Source organism: Mucilaginibacter jinjuensis (genome assembly GCF_028596025.1).
Classification (GTDB): domain Bacteria; phylum Bacteroidota; class Bacteroidia; order Sphingobacteriales; family Sphingobacteriaceae; genus Mucilaginibacter; species Mucilaginibacter jinjuensis.
Map to the genome: position 1 here is coordinate 3,583,515 of NZ_CP117167.1, position 19,052 is coordinate 3,602,566.

Annotated in this window: 17 protein-coding genes; 14 read left to right on the top strand and 3 right to left on the bottom strand. The window is 41.8% G+C overall.

Features of this window, described 5'->3' with window-relative positions:
• Positions 1-18: 18 nt before the first annotated feature.
• The 4 genes from PQO05_RS16030 (at position 19) to PQO05_RS16045 (ending at position 4,851) form a co-directional block, all read left to right on the top strand.
• Complete coding sequence (locus PQO05_RS16030) at positions 19-885, top strand: Fn3-like domain-containing protein (RefSeq protein WP_273628390.1); 867 nt, start codon at positions 19-21, stop codon at positions 883-885.
• Complete coding sequence (locus PQO05_RS16035) at positions 854-2,275, top strand: hypothetical protein (RefSeq protein WP_273628391.1); 1,422 nt, start codon at positions 854-856, stop codon at positions 2,273-2,275. Before PQO05_RS16030 ends, PQO05_RS16035 begins: the two co-directional genes overlap by 32 nt.
• 165 nt (positions 2,276-2,440) lie before the next feature.
• Positions 2,441-4,357 carry an ulvan lysase-like protein gene (locus PQO05_RS16040; RefSeq protein WP_273628392.1) on the top strand — a complete coding sequence of 639 codons (1,917 nt, stop codon included), beginning with the start codon at positions 2,441-2,443 and terminating at the stop codon, positions 4,355-4,357.
• A gap of 119 nt (positions 4,358-4,476) precedes the next feature.
• Positions 4,477-4,851, top strand: coding sequence for an SPW repeat domain-containing protein (locus PQO05_RS16045; protein ID WP_273628393.1), 375 nt, complete (start codon positions 4,477-4,479; stop codon positions 4,849-4,851).
• A gap of 37 nt (positions 4,852-4,888) precedes the next feature.
• On the opposite strand, the gene PQO05_RS16050 is transcribed toward PQO05_RS16045, so the two are convergent.
• On the bottom strand, positions 4,889-5,725 hold the full coding sequence (locus PQO05_RS16050) for an MBL fold metallo-hydrolase (protein WP_273628394.1): 837 nt from the start codon (positions 5,723-5,725) through the stop codon (positions 4,889-4,891).
• Positions 5,726-6,345: 620 nt separating this feature from the next.
• On the opposite strand from PQO05_RS16050, the gene PQO05_RS16055 reads away from it, so the two are divergent.
• The 6 genes from PQO05_RS16055 to PQO05_RS16080 are packed head-to-tail and all read left to right on the top strand — an operon-like array spanning position 6,346 to position 12,108.
• Positions 6,346-7,032 carry a GNAT family N-acetyltransferase gene (locus PQO05_RS16055; RefSeq protein ID WP_273628395.1) on the top strand — a complete coding sequence of 229 codons (687 nt, stop codon included), beginning with the start codon at positions 6,346-6,348 and terminating at the stop codon, positions 7,030-7,032.
• An 8-nt stretch (positions 7,033-7,040) separates the two neighbouring features.
• Positions 7,041-8,234, top strand: coding sequence for an argininosuccinate synthase (gene argG, locus PQO05_RS16060; protein WP_273628396.1), 1,194 nt, complete (start codon positions 7,041-7,043; stop codon positions 8,232-8,234).
• 55 nt (positions 8,235-8,289) lie between these two features.
• Entirely contained in the window at positions 8,290-9,348 is a 1,059-nt protein-coding gene (gene argC, locus PQO05_RS16065) for an N-acetyl-gamma-glutamyl-phosphate reductase (protein WP_273628397.1), read from the top strand.
• Between the two features lie 26 nt (positions 9,349-9,374).
• Positions 9,375-10,505, top strand: coding sequence for an aspartate aminotransferase family protein (locus tag PQO05_RS16070; protein ID WP_273628398.1), 1,131 nt, complete (start codon positions 9,375-9,377; stop codon positions 10,503-10,505).
• A gap of 35 nt (positions 10,506-10,540) precedes the next feature.
• Complete coding sequence (locus tag PQO05_RS16075) at positions 10,541-11,488, top strand: Rossmann-fold NAD(P)-binding domain-containing protein (protein ID WP_273628399.1); 948 nt, start codon at positions 10,541-10,543, stop codon at positions 11,486-11,488.
• A 2-nt stretch (positions 11,489-11,490) separates the two neighbouring features.
• Positions 11,491-12,108 (top strand): FMN-binding negative transcriptional regulator, encoded by a 618-nt coding sequence (locus tag PQO05_RS16080; RefSeq protein WP_273628401.1) that lies wholly within the window; start codon positions 11,491-11,493, stop codon positions 12,106-12,108.
• Here PQO05_RS16080 and PQO05_RS16085 read toward each other — a convergent pair.
• Together PQO05_RS16085 and PQO05_RS16090 are read right to left on the bottom strand one after the other, a co-directional pair.
• Positions 12,097-13,353 carry a cation:proton antiporter gene (locus PQO05_RS16085; protein ID WP_273628402.1) on the bottom strand — a complete coding sequence of 419 codons (1,257 nt, stop codon included), beginning with the start codon at positions 13,351-13,353 and terminating at the stop codon, positions 12,097-12,099. The two genes, PQO05_RS16080 and PQO05_RS16085, sit on opposite strands and share 12 nt — an antisense overlap.
• 57 nt (positions 13,354-13,410) lie before the next feature.
• Positions 13,411-14,715: an NAD(P)/FAD-dependent oxidoreductase gene (locus PQO05_RS16090; RefSeq protein WP_273628403.1), complete on the bottom strand. Its 1,305-nt coding sequence runs from the start codon at positions 14,713-14,715 to the stop codon at positions 13,411-13,413.
• 132 nt (positions 14,716-14,847) lie between these two features.
• Between PQO05_RS16090 and PQO05_RS16095 the strand changes: the two genes are divergently transcribed.
• From PQO05_RS16095 to PQO05_RS16110, 4 genes are all read left to right on the top strand, one after another.
• Entirely contained in the window at positions 14,848-15,807 is a 960-nt protein-coding gene (locus PQO05_RS16095) for an alpha/beta fold hydrolase (protein ID WP_273628404.1), read from the top strand.
• A complete protein-coding gene (gene argB, locus PQO05_RS16100) occupies positions 15,807-16,646 on the top strand; it encodes an acetylglutamate kinase (RefSeq protein ID WP_273628405.1) in 840 nt (279 codons plus the stop codon). The genes PQO05_RS16095 and argB overlap by 1 nt, the downstream gene beginning before the upstream one ends.
• 2 nt (positions 16,647-16,648) lie before the next feature.
• Positions 16,649-17,461, top strand: a complete 813-nt coding sequence (gene proC / locus PQO05_RS16105) for a pyrroline-5-carboxylate reductase (RefSeq protein WP_273628406.1) — start codon at positions 16,649-16,651, stop codon at positions 17,459-17,461.
• 91 nt (positions 17,462-17,552) lie between these two features.
• Entirely contained in the window at positions 17,553-18,929 is a 1,377-nt protein-coding gene (locus tag PQO05_RS16110) for an aspartate kinase (RefSeq protein ID WP_273628407.1), read from the top strand.
• The last annotated feature ends 123 nt before the right edge of the window (positions 18,930-19,052 follow it).

Sequence of the window (19,052 nt, forward strand, 5' to 3'; positions counted from 1 at the left end):
TAACCCATATTAACTGTTATGCAAGAAATAAAAAAACACCACAAGCGCTTAAGTAAGCTAAGGCATTGCTGGTGTTTTTTTGTAATGATGTTTCTAATGGTAGCCGAAGGCCGGCATACGCTGGCCCAGGCTATCTCTATTAGCCCCTCACGCATGTTTTTTACCGGCGAAAAGGGACAAGAACTAACCCAGCAGGTAACTTTAACTAATACAGGTACTACAGCCCTCTCATTCAAAGCATCGCTGATGGATTGGGGACGCGATAGTATTGGCGAAAAGAAATACTACCCCGCCGGCTCACAGGCCTTATCAAATGCCAAATGGCTGGAGGTTACACCCAGCGTAGTAGAAATACCACCGGGCTCTAAACAACAGGTTACCGTAACCATGCATGTACCGGCAGATTTACCGGCCAATGCAGTAACCCATTCCATGCTATTTTTAACGCAGATTAATGAGCAAGCTAATGCCAAAACATCAGCTACACACGCAGCTATAGGTGTTATTGTAAAGCTGGAGTTTGGTATCCATGTTTATTACACCGCTCCGCTTATCAGCAAAAAAGACCTTGATTTTCTGGCTTTTTATAATGCCGGTGTAAAAGCCGCTGGTAATATACAGGTACACCGTGTTGCTGTTAAGGTTAAAAACCGTGGAGAGGTTATGACTGATGGTTTCATCAGCTTTGAGGTTACCAATAAAAACACGGGCGATGAATTTAAAATACCTGCAAAAGCCATCAGCATGTTGCCTAATGACGAACAGGTAATTTATGTAGACCTGCCAATTACACTCACCGGGCATTATTTACTGGTTGCCCTGTTAGATGCCGGAGACGAAACAAATTTAAAAGTTGCAAAAAAAGAAGTGGACTTTACGAATTAGTGCCTGCATCTGTTCTGTATTAATATTTACAGTTCAACATGCTTACGCACAGGTGGTTTTTAACATTACTTCGAGTAATATTACAAACGCCTCGCCTCTTAGTGTAGATAATGCAACAACTGTTTATACAGCCCCTGTTATTGCACTTGCACCTACCATATCCGTAAAATCAGCAGCCGGGATACTGGCAAGAACCGGCGGCGGAACTGGATTATCCCCCGGATTATTTACGGTTAAAATTATTGGCACTGGCGGCAGTTTACTCAATGTGCTCAGCACCTCTCCAACCATAACGCTATCAAACTCGGCACAAAACATTTATACATCGGTACTTAGTGCAATAGCAACCGGGGCTATAAACCTCAGGTATGCAACCTTAAGCAACGTTAACGCCACTACATGGGTAGCTGGCTCTTACACCACCGATTTAACTTTTGCAGCCAGCGCCGTAGCCCTGCCACCTGGTACATTAAATCCTACTGTCGGCTCGTTAACCGTTAATGTGGCTTCTTTTATTGCTGTAACACCCACACCAACCAGCATAGCGCTCACTGTAAATTCACTTAATTATTACCGTACAACTACCCTGTCGGGCACGTATGGCATTGCCACAACGACTACAGTGCCTTATGGTATCAGGTTAAAAAATAATGCATCTGCATTTTCATATAGTAATGGTTACTCTGGCGCTACGGATCCCGGCGCTGCAACTACACGATTATCCGGCCAAATGACATCGCCAACAACCGGCTCTACCATTACCGGGGGCACATCATTTACCAATTTGGCCACCGGTTTAAGTGTGCCAACCAACAACCTGCAAACCAATGTAATTACCCTAAGCATTACCCCTGCCAATTTAAAAGCAGCTTTTTTGCAAAAGGGGACTTATACCACTTCGGTTAACTTCGAAATTTTTGATGCACAAACCACACCTACTGCAACCACGCAAACGTTAAGCTGCCCGCTTACTATTACCGTAAGTGACCTGTCGGAACTAAAAGTAAATCAAACTGACATTAACCTCAATTATACCGGTTCGAGCGATTACGTTAACGGAATTTTTGCCGATGCAGCCGGCCATCTCACATTAAGTAACACCAACCCATTTGATGTATACGTAAAAGCCAGCAGCAGCACCTTAAGCAACGGAACCAATACCATACCGGTTGGTGTAATTACCATTGCACCAATGCCTGCTTATGCAGGTAGTTTTACAACAGTAAGCTTATCGGCAACTGGTCAAAAAATATTATCGGGGTTTGTGCCTGCGGTAGATAAAGCCTTGAATGTGAGATATTCAATACCTGCTGCTAATTCGCCGCAGCTATTGGGTAAACCCGCAGGTACTTATAATACAACTGTAACCTATAGCTTTGTAGCTCCATAACTATATATGAATTCCTGAAAATCTGCATTCACCAAATCATCCTGCGATCTACATCGTTATCGTAAAAAAAGGTGATACACAAACGCCAAAAAGGTTAAGAAACTTTAATTTAGGCAGTAGCAAATTGAATATAGCATTCAATATCCTAAATAAACCAATCTGCCTGTGTCTGATTATTCGAGAAGAAATTTTATTAAAACCACTGCTATTGGTGGTTTAAGCCTAATGGGTGTTGCCAGCCTTAGCAAAAGCTTTGCATTAGGCCCGCCTGCCCCATCAAATGATTTATATGCCTTAAGCCAACACCTTGTACAACAGTGGGCTGATGCCTTATTAGCTTTACAAGTACTGGATACGTCCCGCACGCTTGATTACGGCGGCATTTATTGCACCGCAGACCAAGCTGTGCATGGACGCGTTGGTGATACCATCTATCCGCTCTTTTACCTTGCCGCTAAAACAAAAAATAGCAAATACAGCGATGCTGCCAATTTATTGTACGAATGGATTGAACGCAGGGTTAGCCAGCCAGACGGTTCATGGTTAAACGAACCGGTGACCGGGTCATGGAAAGGGACTACCGTATTTGCGTCTATCGCACTGGCCGAAACGTTGAAAAATCATGGCAACCTGGTTGATAGTACTTTAAAATCAAGAATATCAGAACGCTTGGTTAAAGCCGGAGATTATATCTATAATAATTTCAATATCGCTTATGGCAATATCAATTACCCGGTAACTGCCTCTTACGGCCTATCATTATTAGGTACAGTTTTAGACAATCCGAAGTTTAAGCAGCGTGGTAAAGAACTGGCGTATGAAGCGCTGAAGTATTTTTCGCCCAAAAACAAACTACTTTATGGTGAAGGAGATATTATCACACCAAGCAAAAAAGGCTGCTACTCTATCGATCTGGGTTACAATGTTGAAGAATCATTGCCTGCACTGGTTATGTACGGACTGTTGAATAACGACAATGAAGTTTTGGATGCCGTAACCCAATCTATGCAAGCCCATTTGGAATTTATGTTGCCCGATGGTGGCTGGGACAATAGCTGGGGAACCCGAAACTACAAATGGACCTATTGGGGCAGCCGTACATCAGATGGATGCCAAACTGCCTACGCTTTAATGGCTGACCGCGACCCCAGATTTTACAAAGCAGCCTTGCGCAACACGCAGCTAATGCAGCAATTAACCGTTAACGGGTTATTGCAGGGTGGCCCGCATTATGCAGCTCATCAGGTGCCGGTTTGTGTGCATCACACGTTTTCGCACATTAAAGCGCTTACTACTGTATTAGATTACAGCAAATCGCAGAAACCGGTCGATATTGCTAAAGTCTCACTCCCACGCGAAAACAATTATGGCAGCCGGTTTATGGAAGATACACAAACTTATTTAGTGGCTAAGAGTGGATTTAAGGCTACGATAACTGGATACGATAAAGAATATAAAAAAACTAAAAACGGCCATGCTACCGGTGGAGCTTTAACTACACTATGGCACGCTAAAACAGGTTCAATACTTTCGGGGGGTATGAATGAGTACCAGATTTTTGAGGCCGGTAACCAACAGGCTGATAATGATCCGCATTCAATGGCTTTAACCCCACGTATTGAACTACGAACAGGCGACAAGCTTTACATGAATATCAGCGACCTGAATGCGCGGACGGAAATAGACCAAAATCCGGATCAAGTCACTATCAATACATTCTCTAAATTGGTAGATAAAGACCAGGCTGATCCATCAACAATTATTAATTGCCAGGTGTCTTATCATTTCGATCATCAAAAAACAAGTATCCGGTTTAAATACGATAAAGGTGAATTTGACGGACAGGTAAAGATCATCGTTCCAGTAATTTCTAAATCGACCGAGAAAGTTACAGCCATAAACAATAAGGCGATTAGTATAACGAAAGAATTGGCTTCGGTTAAAATATCAGCAGATCAACCATTTATTACATTACCCACTACAAACGGCAGGATATTTAATTATGTGCCCGGCTTTGAAGCCATACCATTGAGTTTTAATAGCAATGAAGCAACAATCGAATTCGAAATAGTAAATGTGTAAATATTGGGTGACGGTGTAAAAATAAGCCGAAATAAGACTTAAAAATTCGGAACAAAGGACAGATATTTGCGTTGAAACAAAAGCTTAATCTGCAAATACAATTTCAAATATTAAACTCTATGGACAACGGATTTATTTCAACCAAACTTATCGGCGCATTAGATTATATCACCGGTATTATTCTTATTGCATCACCGTGGTTATTCGGTTACTACAACATCAGCAGCGCTGCCTTATTTATCCCTGTTTTTTTAGGCGCGATGCAAATTATCATGGCCATTTTCAGCAATTATGAATTGGGTATTATGAAGGTACTTCCAATGCCTTTGCACTCATTCCTGAATGGATTTGTAGGCTTTTGGTTATTGGTTTCACCATTTCTTTATGGCTTCTGTAACATTGTATTTTGGCCACAGGTAATTTTAGGAATTCTGTTATTGATGATGGCAATTTATGCTAAACCTTCTCCGGCTTACGAGGAAAGAAAATTCTAAGAAAACATCACTATAAATCAATACTCATTGTTTCCAACTATTGGAACAATGAGTATTGTATATACTCTGGTACAAACTGGTGGTGAGGAACCGTAACAGTTGATACAAGCTCTCCTATCTCATAAACCGCCGATTCCTGGTAGCGCGAAGCCACAATAATTTCGGTACCGTCGGCATGTTCATTAAACATTTCTTTAACCAGTTGCGGGTCATTATTATCTTTCGATAAATGCGACAGCAACACATGGCTCATATAAGCAGGCTTATGTTTGATAAAAAGCTCGAGTGCCTGGGTGTTTGATAAGTGGCCCCTTCCTCCGCTTATCCTACGTTTTAAGTGATATGGGTAACGCCCGTTGGTCAGCATTTGCTCATCATAGTTAGCTTCCAGAAAAGCAGCATGGCATTGCGCAAAGTTGCGGATCACGTGCTCGCAGGCACTGCCAATATCGGTTATTACACCAATATTAATTTCATTACAGCTTACCACAAAACTGTGTGGTTCGGCAGCATCATGAAATTTAGGGAAAGCGGTAATAGTAAGTTCACCGATACGGATAGGCTGATAAGCTACAAACGGATAAACCATTTGCGCATTTAAAAATTGCCTGCCTGTAAACGTAGTTCGGGGCGTAATATAAACCGGCAGTTGATACTTCTTAGCCAAAACAGGTACGCCGGAAATATGATCGGAGTGCTCGTGTGATATAAATATGGCTTTCACCTTGCTCATAGATAAGCCGATACGGGCCATGCGTTTCTCGGTCTCCCGGCATGATATACCGGCATCAATCAATACAGCTTCGTGCTGATTTCCCACGTAATAGCAGTTACCATTACTACCCGAATTTAATGAAGCTATAAATACCGACATATTTGAAATACAAAGTAACCGGTTTTTACTAATATTTATAGCAGCGTAATAAAAATTTATTTGGGTTAGGGATTGAAACGGGTACCGGCTTGTGTGTAAGGCCCGCACTATGGACATTGCACTTGGGGGCAGGCGTATAAGTGGAAAGCCCGGCCTGAAAGGAAACGCCCCATAACAACCAGCCGAGCGCCTGCTATTCTGTTAAATTAACGATATATTAATACATCAAAAACATTCAGGAGGCTATTTTAAAGTATACTTGTACAAGATAGTATGTCAGGTTAAAAACCTATTATTAAACTATCGTATTTTTTACTTGCATAAGAAAAAAATAATGCAATAATTTGCACAAAATTACAAAACAGCAAAACGCATATAAAAATGAACGTTCAAAACTTAAATAGACCGGCTTACAGAGCAAATTTTGCTCCTGTTGCTGCTGTTTTGAGTTTAACTGATTTTGTTATTACACCGTCACGACGACGGATCTTTATCCCCCGGGTTTGAATGTAGCTTAAGATGCTGCATCCATCTTTACCCATAAAGTGTAAAAACACTTTTCTCCCTAAAACAAATTGTTTACTTACGGCATAAAAGCCACCGTTTAAAGGGTTTATTCAATGACCATAAAAGATTTTGACATTATAGTAGCCTCAGAGAAGCATATTGATTTTGCAGAGCAAATTACAATAGAAATGGCTGAGTCTGCGAAAGCACGCGGCACTGGTATAGCACAGCGATCGCCAGAGTATGTGGCTAATAAAATGCTTGAGGGAAAGGCGGTTATCGCTTTCCATCATGATGGCAGATGGGCAGGTTTTTGCTATATAGAAACCTGGAGCCACGGCGATTTTGTGGCCAACTCGGGCCTGATCGTTAATCCCGAATTCAGAAAAGCCGGTCTGGCTAAGGCTATCAAGCACAAAGTGTTCGGGCTGTCTCGTATGAAATATCCTGAAGCGAAAATATTTGGTTTAACAACCGGGCTGGCCGTAATGAAAATTAACTCAGAACTGGGTTACGAACCGGTTACCTACTCTGAACTTACCCAGGACGAAGAGTTTTGGAAAGGCTGCCGCAGTTGCGTTAACTACGATATTTTGATGAGCAAAGATCGTAAAAACTGCATGTGCACCGCCATGCTTTACGACCCTGCCGACAAGCAAAAGAATGAAGAAGAAAAATTCAAAAAAATAGCGCACAAAGCCACTTTGTTAGAGCGTATCGAGAATGCCATTTTAAGGCGTTCAACTAAAGTAATAACCATTTTAGGGGTATCTGCCCTTATTCACAAACTTTTTGATTAATACAAACCATGAAGAAAAAAGTAGTACTTGCGTATAGCGGCGGTTTAGACACGTCATTTTGCTGCATCTATTTAACGCAGGATCTGGGCCTTGAAGTCCACTCGGTAATTGTAAACACAGGCGGTTTTAGCGACGAAGAATTAAAAGGCGTTGAAGAGCGTGCTTTTAAAATGGGCGTTACCTCACACCACGTGGTTGACGAAACCGAAAACTTTTACAATACCTGCGTTCGCTTTTTAACTTATGGCAACGTATTAAAAAACAACACCTACCCACTATCGGTAAGTGCAGAGCGTGTTAGCCAGGCAACTGCTATTGCCAACTACGCTAAAGAAATTGGTGCTGAGTATGTAGCACACGGCTCAACAGGCGCGGGTAACGACCAGGTTAGGTTTGATATGATCTTCAATATCCTGGTTCCGGGAATCCAGATCCTTACCCCTATCCGCGACCTTAAATTAAGCCGCGAAGAAGAAATCACTTACCTGAAAGAGCATGGTGTGGCGATGAACTTCGAAAAAGCTAAATACTCTATCAATAAAGGTATTTGGGGAACATCTGTAGGTGGTAAAGAAACCCTTACTTCTAACTTAGGTTTACCTGAAGAAGCATGGCCTACACAGGTTACAGAAAGTGAGCCTAAAAAATTAAGCCTTACTTTTGAAAAAGGCGAATTAGTTGGTATCGATGGCGAAACTTACAACCACCCTACTAAAGCAATCCAGGCTTTACAAGCAATTGCACAACCTTACGGCATTGGCCGCGATATTCACGTTGGTGATACCATTATTGGTATTAAAGGCCGTGTAGGTTTCGAAGCTGCTGCACCGATGGTAATTATCAAAGCTCACCATACACTGGAGAAACATGTATTAACCAAATGGCAGCTTTCATGGAAAGATCAGTTATCATCTTTCTACGGTAACTGGTTGCACGAAGGTCAGTTTCACGACCCGATTATGCGCGATATCGAAGCTTTCCTGACCAGCACACAGGATAAAGTAAGTGGTATTGTGTTTGTTGAACTGTTCCCTTACCGTTTCCAGGTTACCGGTATCGAGTCTGATCACGATTTAATGTCGAACAAGTTTGGTACTTATGGCGAAATGAACAACTCATGGAGCGGCGAAGATGTTAAAGGTTTCTCTAAAATCTTCGGTAACCAGGTAATGATCTATCATAAAGTAAACGGGGCTCAGTAGCCCCCCAGCCCCCTGAAGGGGGAGTAAAATAATTACTCTTAAATAAAAAGACAATATGTCTGATCAAAATACAATATTCCCTTCTCCGCCTATCGGCGGAGGCCGGGGGGTAAAAGCCGGAATTATTGGCGGTGCGGGTTATACCGGCGGCGAGTTATTACGGATCCTTATTAATCACCCATCGGTAGAAATTGCTTTTATACACAGCAACAGTAACGCCGGTAACTATATCTACGAAGTACACACTGATCTTTTCGGTGAAACCGAACTGAAGTTCACAGGTGAGTACAACTTTAATATCGACGTATTATTTTTATGCGTTGGCCATGGTGATGCACGTAAGTTTTTAGATGCAAATCCTTTCCCGGCAAGTGTTAAGATCATTGATCTGAGCCAGGATTTTCGCCATACAGAAAAGTCGTCTATTTCATACGAGGCAACTCAAAACTCGCAACCCGCAACTCGTAACTTCATTTATGGTTTGCCCGAATTAAACCGCGATGCTATTAAAAAAGCATCTAATATCGCTAACCCGGGTTGCTTTGCAACCTGCTTACAATTAGGCCTATTACCATTAGCCGCTAAAGGCATACTGAACAACGAAGTACACATTACAGCTACTACAGGTTCAACAGGCGCTGGCCAAAGCCTCGCCCCTACATCGCACTTTACATGGAGAAACGATAACCTATCTGTTTACAAGGCATTTGACCACCAGCATTTAAAGGAGATCAGACAATCGCTTACACAGCTTCAAAATAACTTCGATCAGGATATAAACTTTATTCCTTACCGTGGTGATTTTACCCGTGGAATCATTGCTTCGATGTATCTGAACAGTGATTTAACTGAAGAAGAAGCTGTTAATCTTTATACCGAATATTACGCTGGTCATCCGTTTACACACGTTAGCACCCGTAACATCGATCTGAAACAGATTGTAAACACCAACAAGTGCTTTATCCAGGTTCAAAAGAAAGGCAATAAGCTTTTCATTATCAGCATTATGGATAACCTACTTAAAGGCGCATCTGGTCAGGCAGTACAAAATATGAATTTACTATTTGGTCTTGACGAGAAGTCGGGATTGAACCTAAAAGCTGTGGCTTTTTAACTTTTAACAATTAACTCTACTATAAAATGAATTTGTTTGATGTGTACCCTATCAATCCGATAAACATCGTTAAGGGAAAAGGTAGTTTGGTTTTTGATGATAAAGGTACCGAGTACCTTGACTTGTATGGCGGTCACGCTGTTATCTCTATAGGCCACACTAACCCACGATATGTAAAACGATTGGAAGATCAGTTACATCAAATCGGTTTCTACTCGAACTCTATCGAAATCCCGTTGCAAAAGCAACTGGCCGAGAAATTGGGAGAGGTTTCTGGTAAAACAGATTATCAGTTATTCTTATGTAACTCTGGTGCCGAAGCTAATGAGAATGCTTTGAAACTGGCTTCTTTCTACAACAGTAAAAAGAAAGTAATTGCATTTACAGGTTCATTTCACGGTCGTACATCATTAGCTGTTGCAGTTACCGATAACCCTAAGATTGTTGCACCGATTAACGAGACGCCTAACGTAATCTTTTTACCATGGTTGGACGAAGCGGCGTTGGAGCAAGCTTTTATCGATCACAAAGATGAGATCTCATCAGTAATTATCGAAGGTATCCAGGGTGTTGGCGGTATCCAGGTAGCTACAGAAAGCTTCCTGCAAAAGATCCGTAGTTTGTGCGACACCCATAACGCCGTATTTATTGCCGATAGTGTACAATGCGGTTATGGCCGTACAGGTAAATTCTATTCACACGATTTTGCCGGTGTAAATGCCGATATCTACAGCATGGCTAAAGGCATGGGCAATGGTTTCCCTATCGGAGCTATTAGCATTGCGCCTAAAATTAAACCGGCCTATGGCATGTTGGGTACAACCTTCGGCGGCAACCATTTGGCTTGCGCTGCTGCATTGGCTGTATTGGAAGAAATGTCTGAATTTAAGCTGATGCAAAATGCAGCCGAAGTTGGCGGATATCTAATTGAAGAGTTGAAGAAATTCAGCGAAGTTAAAGAAGTACGCGGCCGCGGTTTAATGATCGGTATTGATTTACCTGCCGAGTTAAGCAACGTTAAAAAAGACCTGCTGTTTAAGCACCACATTTTTACCGGCGAAGCTAAACCAAACGTAATCCGTTTGTTACCTGCGCTTAACTTAACCAAAGCTTATGCTGATAGGTTCTTAGAGGCATTTTCTACTTTAGTAAAATAATATTTAATCTCCCTTCGGGGATCAGGATAGGGTTTATGAAACTTTTTTCTTCTGTAAACGACGTAACCAATATCAACGAGCTTGTGGCCGAAGGCTTAAAGCTTAAACAAAATCCGTATGCATTTCAGGATTTGGGTAAAAATAAAACCATTGGTTTAGTTTTCCTTAACCCAAGCTTGCGTACCCGCTTAAGCACACAAAAAGCAGCTTTAAACTTAGGCATGAACGTAATTGTGCTTAACATGGATAAAGAAGGCTGGGCTTTAGAACTGCAAGACGGCGCTATTATGAATGGCGGCTCTGTTGAGCACATTAAAGAAGCCGCTGCCGTGATGGGTGAATATTGTGATATCATCGGTATCCGTTCATTCCCCGGTTTAAAAGACCGTGATGAGGATTACAGCGAATCTATCTTCAATAAGTTTGTTAAATATTGCGGCGTACCTGTGGTAAGTCTGGAATCAGCTACCCGCCACCCGCTGCAAAGTCTGGCCGATTTAATTACTATTGAAGAATTAAAAACCAAGACTCGCCCTAAAGTGGTTTTAACCTGGGCACCACACGTTAAGGCATTGCCACAAGCAGTACCAAACTCGTTTGCCGAGTGGATGTGTAAAGCCGACGTTGATTTCGTTATTGCTCACCCAAAAGGTTATGAGCTGAATACCGATTTTACCAATGGTGCTACTATTACTGATAACCAGGACGAAGCTTTAAAAGATGCAGATTTTATCTATGTAAAAAACTGGTCGGCTTACGAGCCTTACGGCCAGGTTTTACCGGGTAATGAAGACTGGATGCTTACCTTAGATAAACTGAAACCAACTAACGATGCCAAAGTAATGCATTGCCTGCCCGTTAGGCGCAATGTTGAGCTAAGCGACGAGATTTTAGATAGCGACAGTTCTGTAGTGATCCACGAAGCGGGTAACCGGGTGTGGGCAGCACAGGCTGTGCTAAAAGAAATGCTGCAAAGCTTGTAAACATGTACATACCAAACAATTTTCGGATCAGCGACCAGCAGGAAGCAATTGATTTTATCAAACGTTATAGCTTTGGTACGCTGATTACTACCGAAAATGGTTTGCCTATAGCTACGCATGTTCCCTTTACTATAAAGCAACGCGATGAGCAGTTGATCCTCAATTCGCACATCTCGTTGGCTAATCCTCAGTCTAAAACATTATTAAATGAGCGGGTTTTGGTGATTTTCACTGAGCCCCATGCCTACATTTCTCCCATCCACTACGAAAAAGAATTAAGCGTACCCACCTGGAATTACCTTGCGGTACATGCTTATGGTAAAGTAGAATTGATTGAGGACGAGCAAGCTAAGCTGGTAATGCTCGAAGAGATGATCCGTTTCTATAACGATATCGTTTATCTGGAGCAATGGACTAAGCTACCTTTAGATTTCAAAGCCAAAATGGCCAAAGGTATTACCGCCTTCAACATTGTGGTTGATGATTTGCAAGGGCAAAAGAAATTAAGCCAAAATAAAACGCCATTCGAAAAGGAAAATATCATCAATACTTTGGGTAAAAGCACGGATACTAACGAGCGTGAAATTGCCGCTTATATGGCTAAAGAATCAGGAAGGTAACTCCTCGTCTTTTTTGTAATTCCTTCCAATTAGCGTATTAAGCGATAAGCCCTGTACAATTACCGAAAACAATACTATAAAATAGCTGCCTGCCAGCACGATGTAACGATACCTGTTATGTGGTAAGGATAAAGCTAGTGCAATTGAAATCCCTCCCCGTAAACCTGCCCAGGTTAAAACCTTTACATCTGCGTATTTGATGTTGAGCGATTGCCTTAAGAACGTAAGCGGCAAAGCAATGCTGATCCACCGGGCGACCAATATCAATACAATAGAAACAGAGCCGGTGATCCAGTAATTATTTAGAAAAGGCAGCTCGATAATCTGTAGGCCTATCATTACAAATAAAATGGTATTCAAAATCTCGTCAATCAGTTTCCAGAATCGTTCGAGTGATTGATGTGAGGTTTCCTTATTTGAAGTATTGATAGAACGCACCCCCATCAAAATACCTGCCGAGACTACTGCCAATGGTACCGACAAATGCACATAAGTGGCTATTACAGAAATCCCCATTACTAACGCCAGCGATAACAATACAATGGTTTGAAAATCAATAATCGATTTCATTAATCGATAAACAAAATAGCCGCAAATTAAACCTAATGCAATTCCACCAAACACTTCGCGGCAAAATAATATAATGGTTTGCATAACATCTATTTTGGTAGTATTGGTTTCTATGATTTCCAATATGGTAATAAAAAGCACTAACCCCACCCCATCGTTAAATAACGATTCGCCGGTAATAATGGTTCCGAGATGTGAGGGTAGTTTAGATTTACCAATTATTGCCGATACAGCAACCGGATCTGTGGGCGACACAACCGCGCCAAACAAGAAACAATAAATAAGCGGCACTTTAATGTCAAACACACGCATGCCATAATAAAACAGGAAGCCGAAAGCCGCGGTAGATAAAATTACGCTGATGGTGCTCAACAGCAATACAGGCCGCATTTCACGTTTCAGCTTATTGGTATCAATATTAAACGAGCCGGCGAAGAGCAAGAAGCCGAGCATAATATTCAATACCGCTTCAGAGAAATCGATATTCTTAGCAAGCGCAGTGAGGTATTTTTGGAAGGCTGGGTTAAAACGATCAAGAATAATGATCAGGATAGAAACCAGTGTACCGATAGTCATAATGCCTATGGTAACCGGGAGCTTTATAAAGCGGGCATTGATATATGAATAACCCGCACTTACAATTACCAATAAGGCTATAATTACAAATAAATCCATCCTTTAATTTTATTGTTACGCAGTATTTTCATGCATAACAATAAAATCAGGATTTAGTTATTTAGAAATTGGATCAACCATCATTGTTTTATTATCAAAGAACCTCACGATTAAACGGTTGTCGCTATTCTTAGTAAAATAATTGATAGCCCAGCTAAAAAACACGATTAGTTTATTACTGAAACCGGCCAGTGAAATAATGTGCACGATAACCCAAAGCACCCAGGCAAAAAAGCCCTGAAATTTCAATTTACCTAAATCGGCTACAGCCTGATTACGGCCGACGGTTGCCAGTGTACCTCTATCTTCATATTTAAAGGCTTGTGTAGGTTTATTATTAATGAGGTTCATCAAATTTTTAGCCAGCGTTTTACCTTGCTGTATAGCCACCTGTGCTACGCCCGGATGGCCGTTAGGAGTTTCGGCAGTAGTTACCAAGGCCACATCGCCTATGGCAAATACATTCTGAAAACCTTTAATGCGGTTTATTTCATCAGTTTGGATACGTTGCCCACGTGCAATAATTTCAGGAGGAATACCTTCAGGAACTTCACCCTTCACTCCTGCAGCCCAGAACACGTTACGGGTTTTAATTTTTACGCCATTATCAATACTCACGCAATCGCCATCATAATGCTGTACGTGTACATTGTTATAAATAATTACACCTTTTTCAGTAAGATACTTTTTGGCTTTGGCTGATGCCTGCGGCGACATAGCACCTAACAATTCGGGTTTACCTTCCGCCACATAAACACGCATTTTATCAGGTGTTAGCTGCGGATAATCAGCTGTCAGCATGTGTAAGCGCATTTCGGCTAAAGCACCTGCCAGTTCCACACCTGTTGCCCCACCTCCTACTACCACAAAGGTCAGCAAGGCTTTGGCTTCTTCAGGGTCGCTCGTTACCAATGCTTTCTCAAGATTCTGCAATATCAAGCTGCGGATATTCAGCGCCTCCGGAATATTTTTCATCGGCATACTGAAATGCTCCACTTCATTATTACCGAAAAAGTTGGTGTTGGCACCGGTAGCAATCACTAGGTAATCGTATTTAATATCGCCAATATTGGCTGTAACCGTATTGGTTTCTGCATTAACCTTTTGAACTTCGGCCAAGTGAAAAGTGAAATTCTTCTGATTGTGAAACATCCTGCGGATTGGAAAACCAATAGAATCGCCATCTATGGCCCCCATAGCCACCTGGTAAAGTAAAGGCTGGAAGGTGTGGTAATTATGCTTATCCAACATGATAACCTCTACAGGTTTACCTTTTAATCTTTTAGCAACCTGGATGCCGCCAAACCCGCCGCCAACAATTACAATTCTCGGTAGCCCGGGTGTGGTTTCTGATAAATTCATATAGGTAGATACAGCTATTTTAAAATTTGATTGTCACAGTTTTAACCCCTACGGCAAACTTATGTTTCATAAAAACCAATTTTATGAAATTGATTATGCATAATTAGTATTTTAGCCGCGATTTAAATACAAATGAAAAACATTTACTTATTACTGACAGGACTATTACTAAGCCTGACCACTTTAGCCCAGCAAAAACCTGTTGACAGTTGGACTGATGGCAAGTACATAACCGTAAATGGTGCCAAACTTTGGGTGGTTACCGTTGGCGAAGGCGACCCTATTATTTTCATTGCCGGCGGCCCGGGCGGTGCGCATGTTGGCTTAAGAAGTTTTGACCCGTTAGCTGATAATCATCACCAGTTAATTTACTTCGATGCATTTGGCCGTGGTAAATCTGATACTGCCAAAGTAGTAAGCGAGTACACTTTAGAGCGTGATATTGAAGATATTGAAGGTTTGCGCAAAGCATTGCATTTAGACAAGATCACTGTTTTAGGCCATTCTTATGGTGGTGTAGTTGCACAAGGCTATGCCATTAAATATCCAGATCATTTAAGCCACCTGATATTGGCCGATACCTTCCATAGTTTTGTAATGTGGCAGGAAAACGACGATAATTCGAACCGCGAGATTAAAACCAACTACCCGGAAGTTTGGAAAGAGCTGAGTGAACTGCGTGAGCAAGGCGCTATATCAAGCGACGCTAAACACCAGGACGTTTACGGCCAGGTTCCTTACGGATTCCTGTATGCCTACAACCCTTCTAAATTTGAAGGCCGGGGCAAAAAGCAATATCCCAACTCAATGAATAGCAAACTTTACTACCAAATGGTGGGTAAAGATGGCGACTTCATTGTAGGCAGCGACATCGGCACATTCGACTATCGCAAACAGTTGAAAGATCTGAAAATGCCCGTACTTATCATCGGTGGCCGTTACGATCGTGTGGCTGTGCCCTGGATGATGGTAAAATATAAAGAATACTGCCCGCAAGCACAGTTTGTAATGTTCGAAAAATCGGGCCATAACCCACAAGTGGAAGAACCTGAAAAGGAATTCCCTATAATTAATTCATTCTTAGCTAAATAATGAGTACAAATAAAGATATTATCACCTCCCCTTCAGGGGAGGCCGGGAGGGGTCCACTTCATGTCATCAAAATTGGTGGCAATGTGATAGATAACTCTGAGAATTTATATCATTTTCTGAAAGATTTTACAGCTTTAGAAGGCCATAAGATCTTGGTACATGGTGGTGGTAAGGTAGCTACGCAATTGTCTGAGACTTTAGGCATCGAATCGAAACTGGTAGATGGCCGCCGCATTACTGATATTGAAACCCTGCGTGTGGTTACGATGGTTTATGCCGGGTTAATCAATAAAAATATAGTTGCTCAACTACAACGTTTTGGCACCAATGCCATTGGCTTAACCGGCGCCGATGGTAATTTTATCCGTGCGGTAAAACGCCCGGTAAAAACAATTGATTATGGTTTTGTAGGAGATATTAAAGATAATTCTGTTGATGCCGATGCCATCGGCCGTTTAATGGAAGCCGGGTTCACACCTGTATTTTCGGCCTTAACCCACGATGGTGAAGGTCAAATGCTGAATACCAATGCAGATACCATTGCCTCTGCACTTGCAGTTGCGTTGTCTAAACATTACGAAACTACGCTGATCTATTGCTTCGAGAAAAAAGGTGTGCTGCACGATGTTAATGACGAAGATTCGTTGATCCGCGAGATTGACCCGGTACGATACGAAGAATTAAAAGAAAAGCAGATCATCCACAGCGGCATGCTGCCCAAATTGGATAATGCATTTACCGCAATATCATGTGGTGTAAAAGCGGTAATTATTGGCAAGGCCGATGAATTAAGTACCTTGCAAAAGAATGAGCCATTTGGCACACGTTTAAGCAAATAAACATGGATACAAAACATATAACCGTTTTAGGTAGCGGTAACATAGGCCTCTCATTAGCAAAAGGCCTTGTAAAAGCCGAAATATTTAAGCCTGTAGATATTACGCTTACGCGCCGTAACGCGACTGCCCTGCAACCTTATGCAGAACTGGGTTACAACACTACTGCAAACAATGCCGAAGCTGTAACTAAGGCCGACATTGTAGTGCTAGCCGTATTACCCCAACAATTGAATAAGGTATTAGATGAAATAAAACCATCGCTTAATCCGGAAAAACATTTATTAATATCGATCATCTCAGGCGTTTCTTGCCAGGATGTATGCAACCATTTAGGTTTTGATATCGAAGTGGTGCGTGCTATGCCGAATACAGCTATTGCCATCGGCCAGTCTATGACCTGCTTGGCTACCAGCAATGCATCGGCAGAAAACCTGGCGTTGGTTAAATCAATGTTTGATACTGTGGGTGTAAGCATCCAGATCAATGAAGAATTGATGACTTCGGCCACGGCACTTTGTGCCTGTGGTATAGCCTTTTTCCTGCGCTCTATCCGTGCAGCATCGCAAGGTGGTACCGAAATTGGCTTCCATGCACATGATGCGCTTAAAATGGCTGCACAGACTGCTAAAGGAGCTGCTGATCTGTTATTGCAACTGGCATCACACCCAGAACAGGAAATTGACAAGGTAACTTCGCCTAAAGGCTGTACCATTGCCGGGCTTAACGAGATGGAACATAATGGTTTCAGCTCTGCTATGATTAAGGGTATTAAAATGTCGGCAGAAAAGGCCGGGGTATTATATAAGAACGACTAATCGGTTGTCTGTTGTGAGTTATCTGTTGTCAGTATCCCTCGCAACAGAGGCAAAAACTCATAACTCAAAATTCACAACTCACAATTAAATAATGTTAACTGTAGAAAAAATTGGGGGCACCTCGATGACTGCCCTTCAAGATGTACTTAACAACATCATCTTATTTAACCGCAAAGACGAGCAGCTTTACAACCGCATCTTTGTAGTATCTGCCTTCTCGGGCGTAACCAACTTATTGCTCGAAGATAAGAAGACCGGCAAGCCGGGTGTTTACCATAAGCTGGCTAACTTTCAGGATTATCACCAACCGCTTAAAAAACTGATTATCCGTTTAAAGGAGATCAATAAAAGTTATGCAAGCATCGGCTTAAATGTTTCTATAGCTGATGAATACATCGAATACCATGTTAAAAAAGCTGCCGGTTATTTAGATAATTTATCTAATATCCTGGCTTCAGGCTATGTAAATAAAGAAGGCATTTTATTGGCTGCTCGTGAGATTTTGGCATCTATTGGCGAAAGCCACTCTGCCTATGTATTTACTAATATCCTGCAAAGCAGAGGTATTAATGCTACTTTAGTTGATCTGAGCGGGTTCGACGATCATCACTCTTATACCATCGATCAGCGGATTAAGAAAACGATGAAAGATATCGATTTCAAGAAAACCATTTGCATTGTAACCGGCTACGCCAAAGGCACAGAGGGTATTATGCGCGAGTTTGATCGTGGGTATTCGGAAGTTACCTTCAGCAAAATCGCTGTTGCGGTAAAACCGGAAGAAGCTATCATTCATAAAGAATACCACCTGTGTACAGCAGACCCGGTTTTGGTTGGTGTAGATAACTGCTCTCCTATTGGCTTCACCAATTACGATGTAGCCGATCAACTGGCTGATATTGGCATGGAAGCTATCCACCCTAAAGCATCAAAACCTTTAGAGATCCATGGTATCAACCTGCGTATTAAAAATACGTTCGAGCCTGAGCACCCAGGTACATTAATTACACAGGATTTTGTATCTCCGCATAAACGTGTAGAGGTAATCAGCGGTACCAAAAAAGTAATGATGATTGATGTTTACGACCCATTGATGGTTGGTAACGTAGGGTCGGATTTACAGATTATGCAGTTGTTTTACAAACACGGTGTAAGCTATAGCTTTAAGGCAACAAGCGCCAATAGCATCTCTATTGTGATCTGGGAGAAAGATTTCAGCAAAAAACTGATCCAGGAACTGGAAGACGAATTTGAGAAAGTTACAGTAGAACACATGGCGATGGTTTGCCTCATCGGTTCTAACATGGATCAGCCGGGCTTATTAGCCAAATCTGCCCATGCATTTGCCGAGAATGGCATCAACATTAAAAGCTGCGGCTTTGCCCTACGCAAAGTAAACATCCAGTTTTTAGTAGCCCGTGAAGATTTTGATAAATCAATTTTAGCGTTAAATAAGGCGATGGCATAAGTATGTTGGACGTTATACGTTTGACGTTGTACGTGATCTTCAAAACGTATAACGTCAAACGTCCCACGTATAACCTAAATAACTTACAACGTTCCTCAATGTAACTTTTTAATCACTTACCGT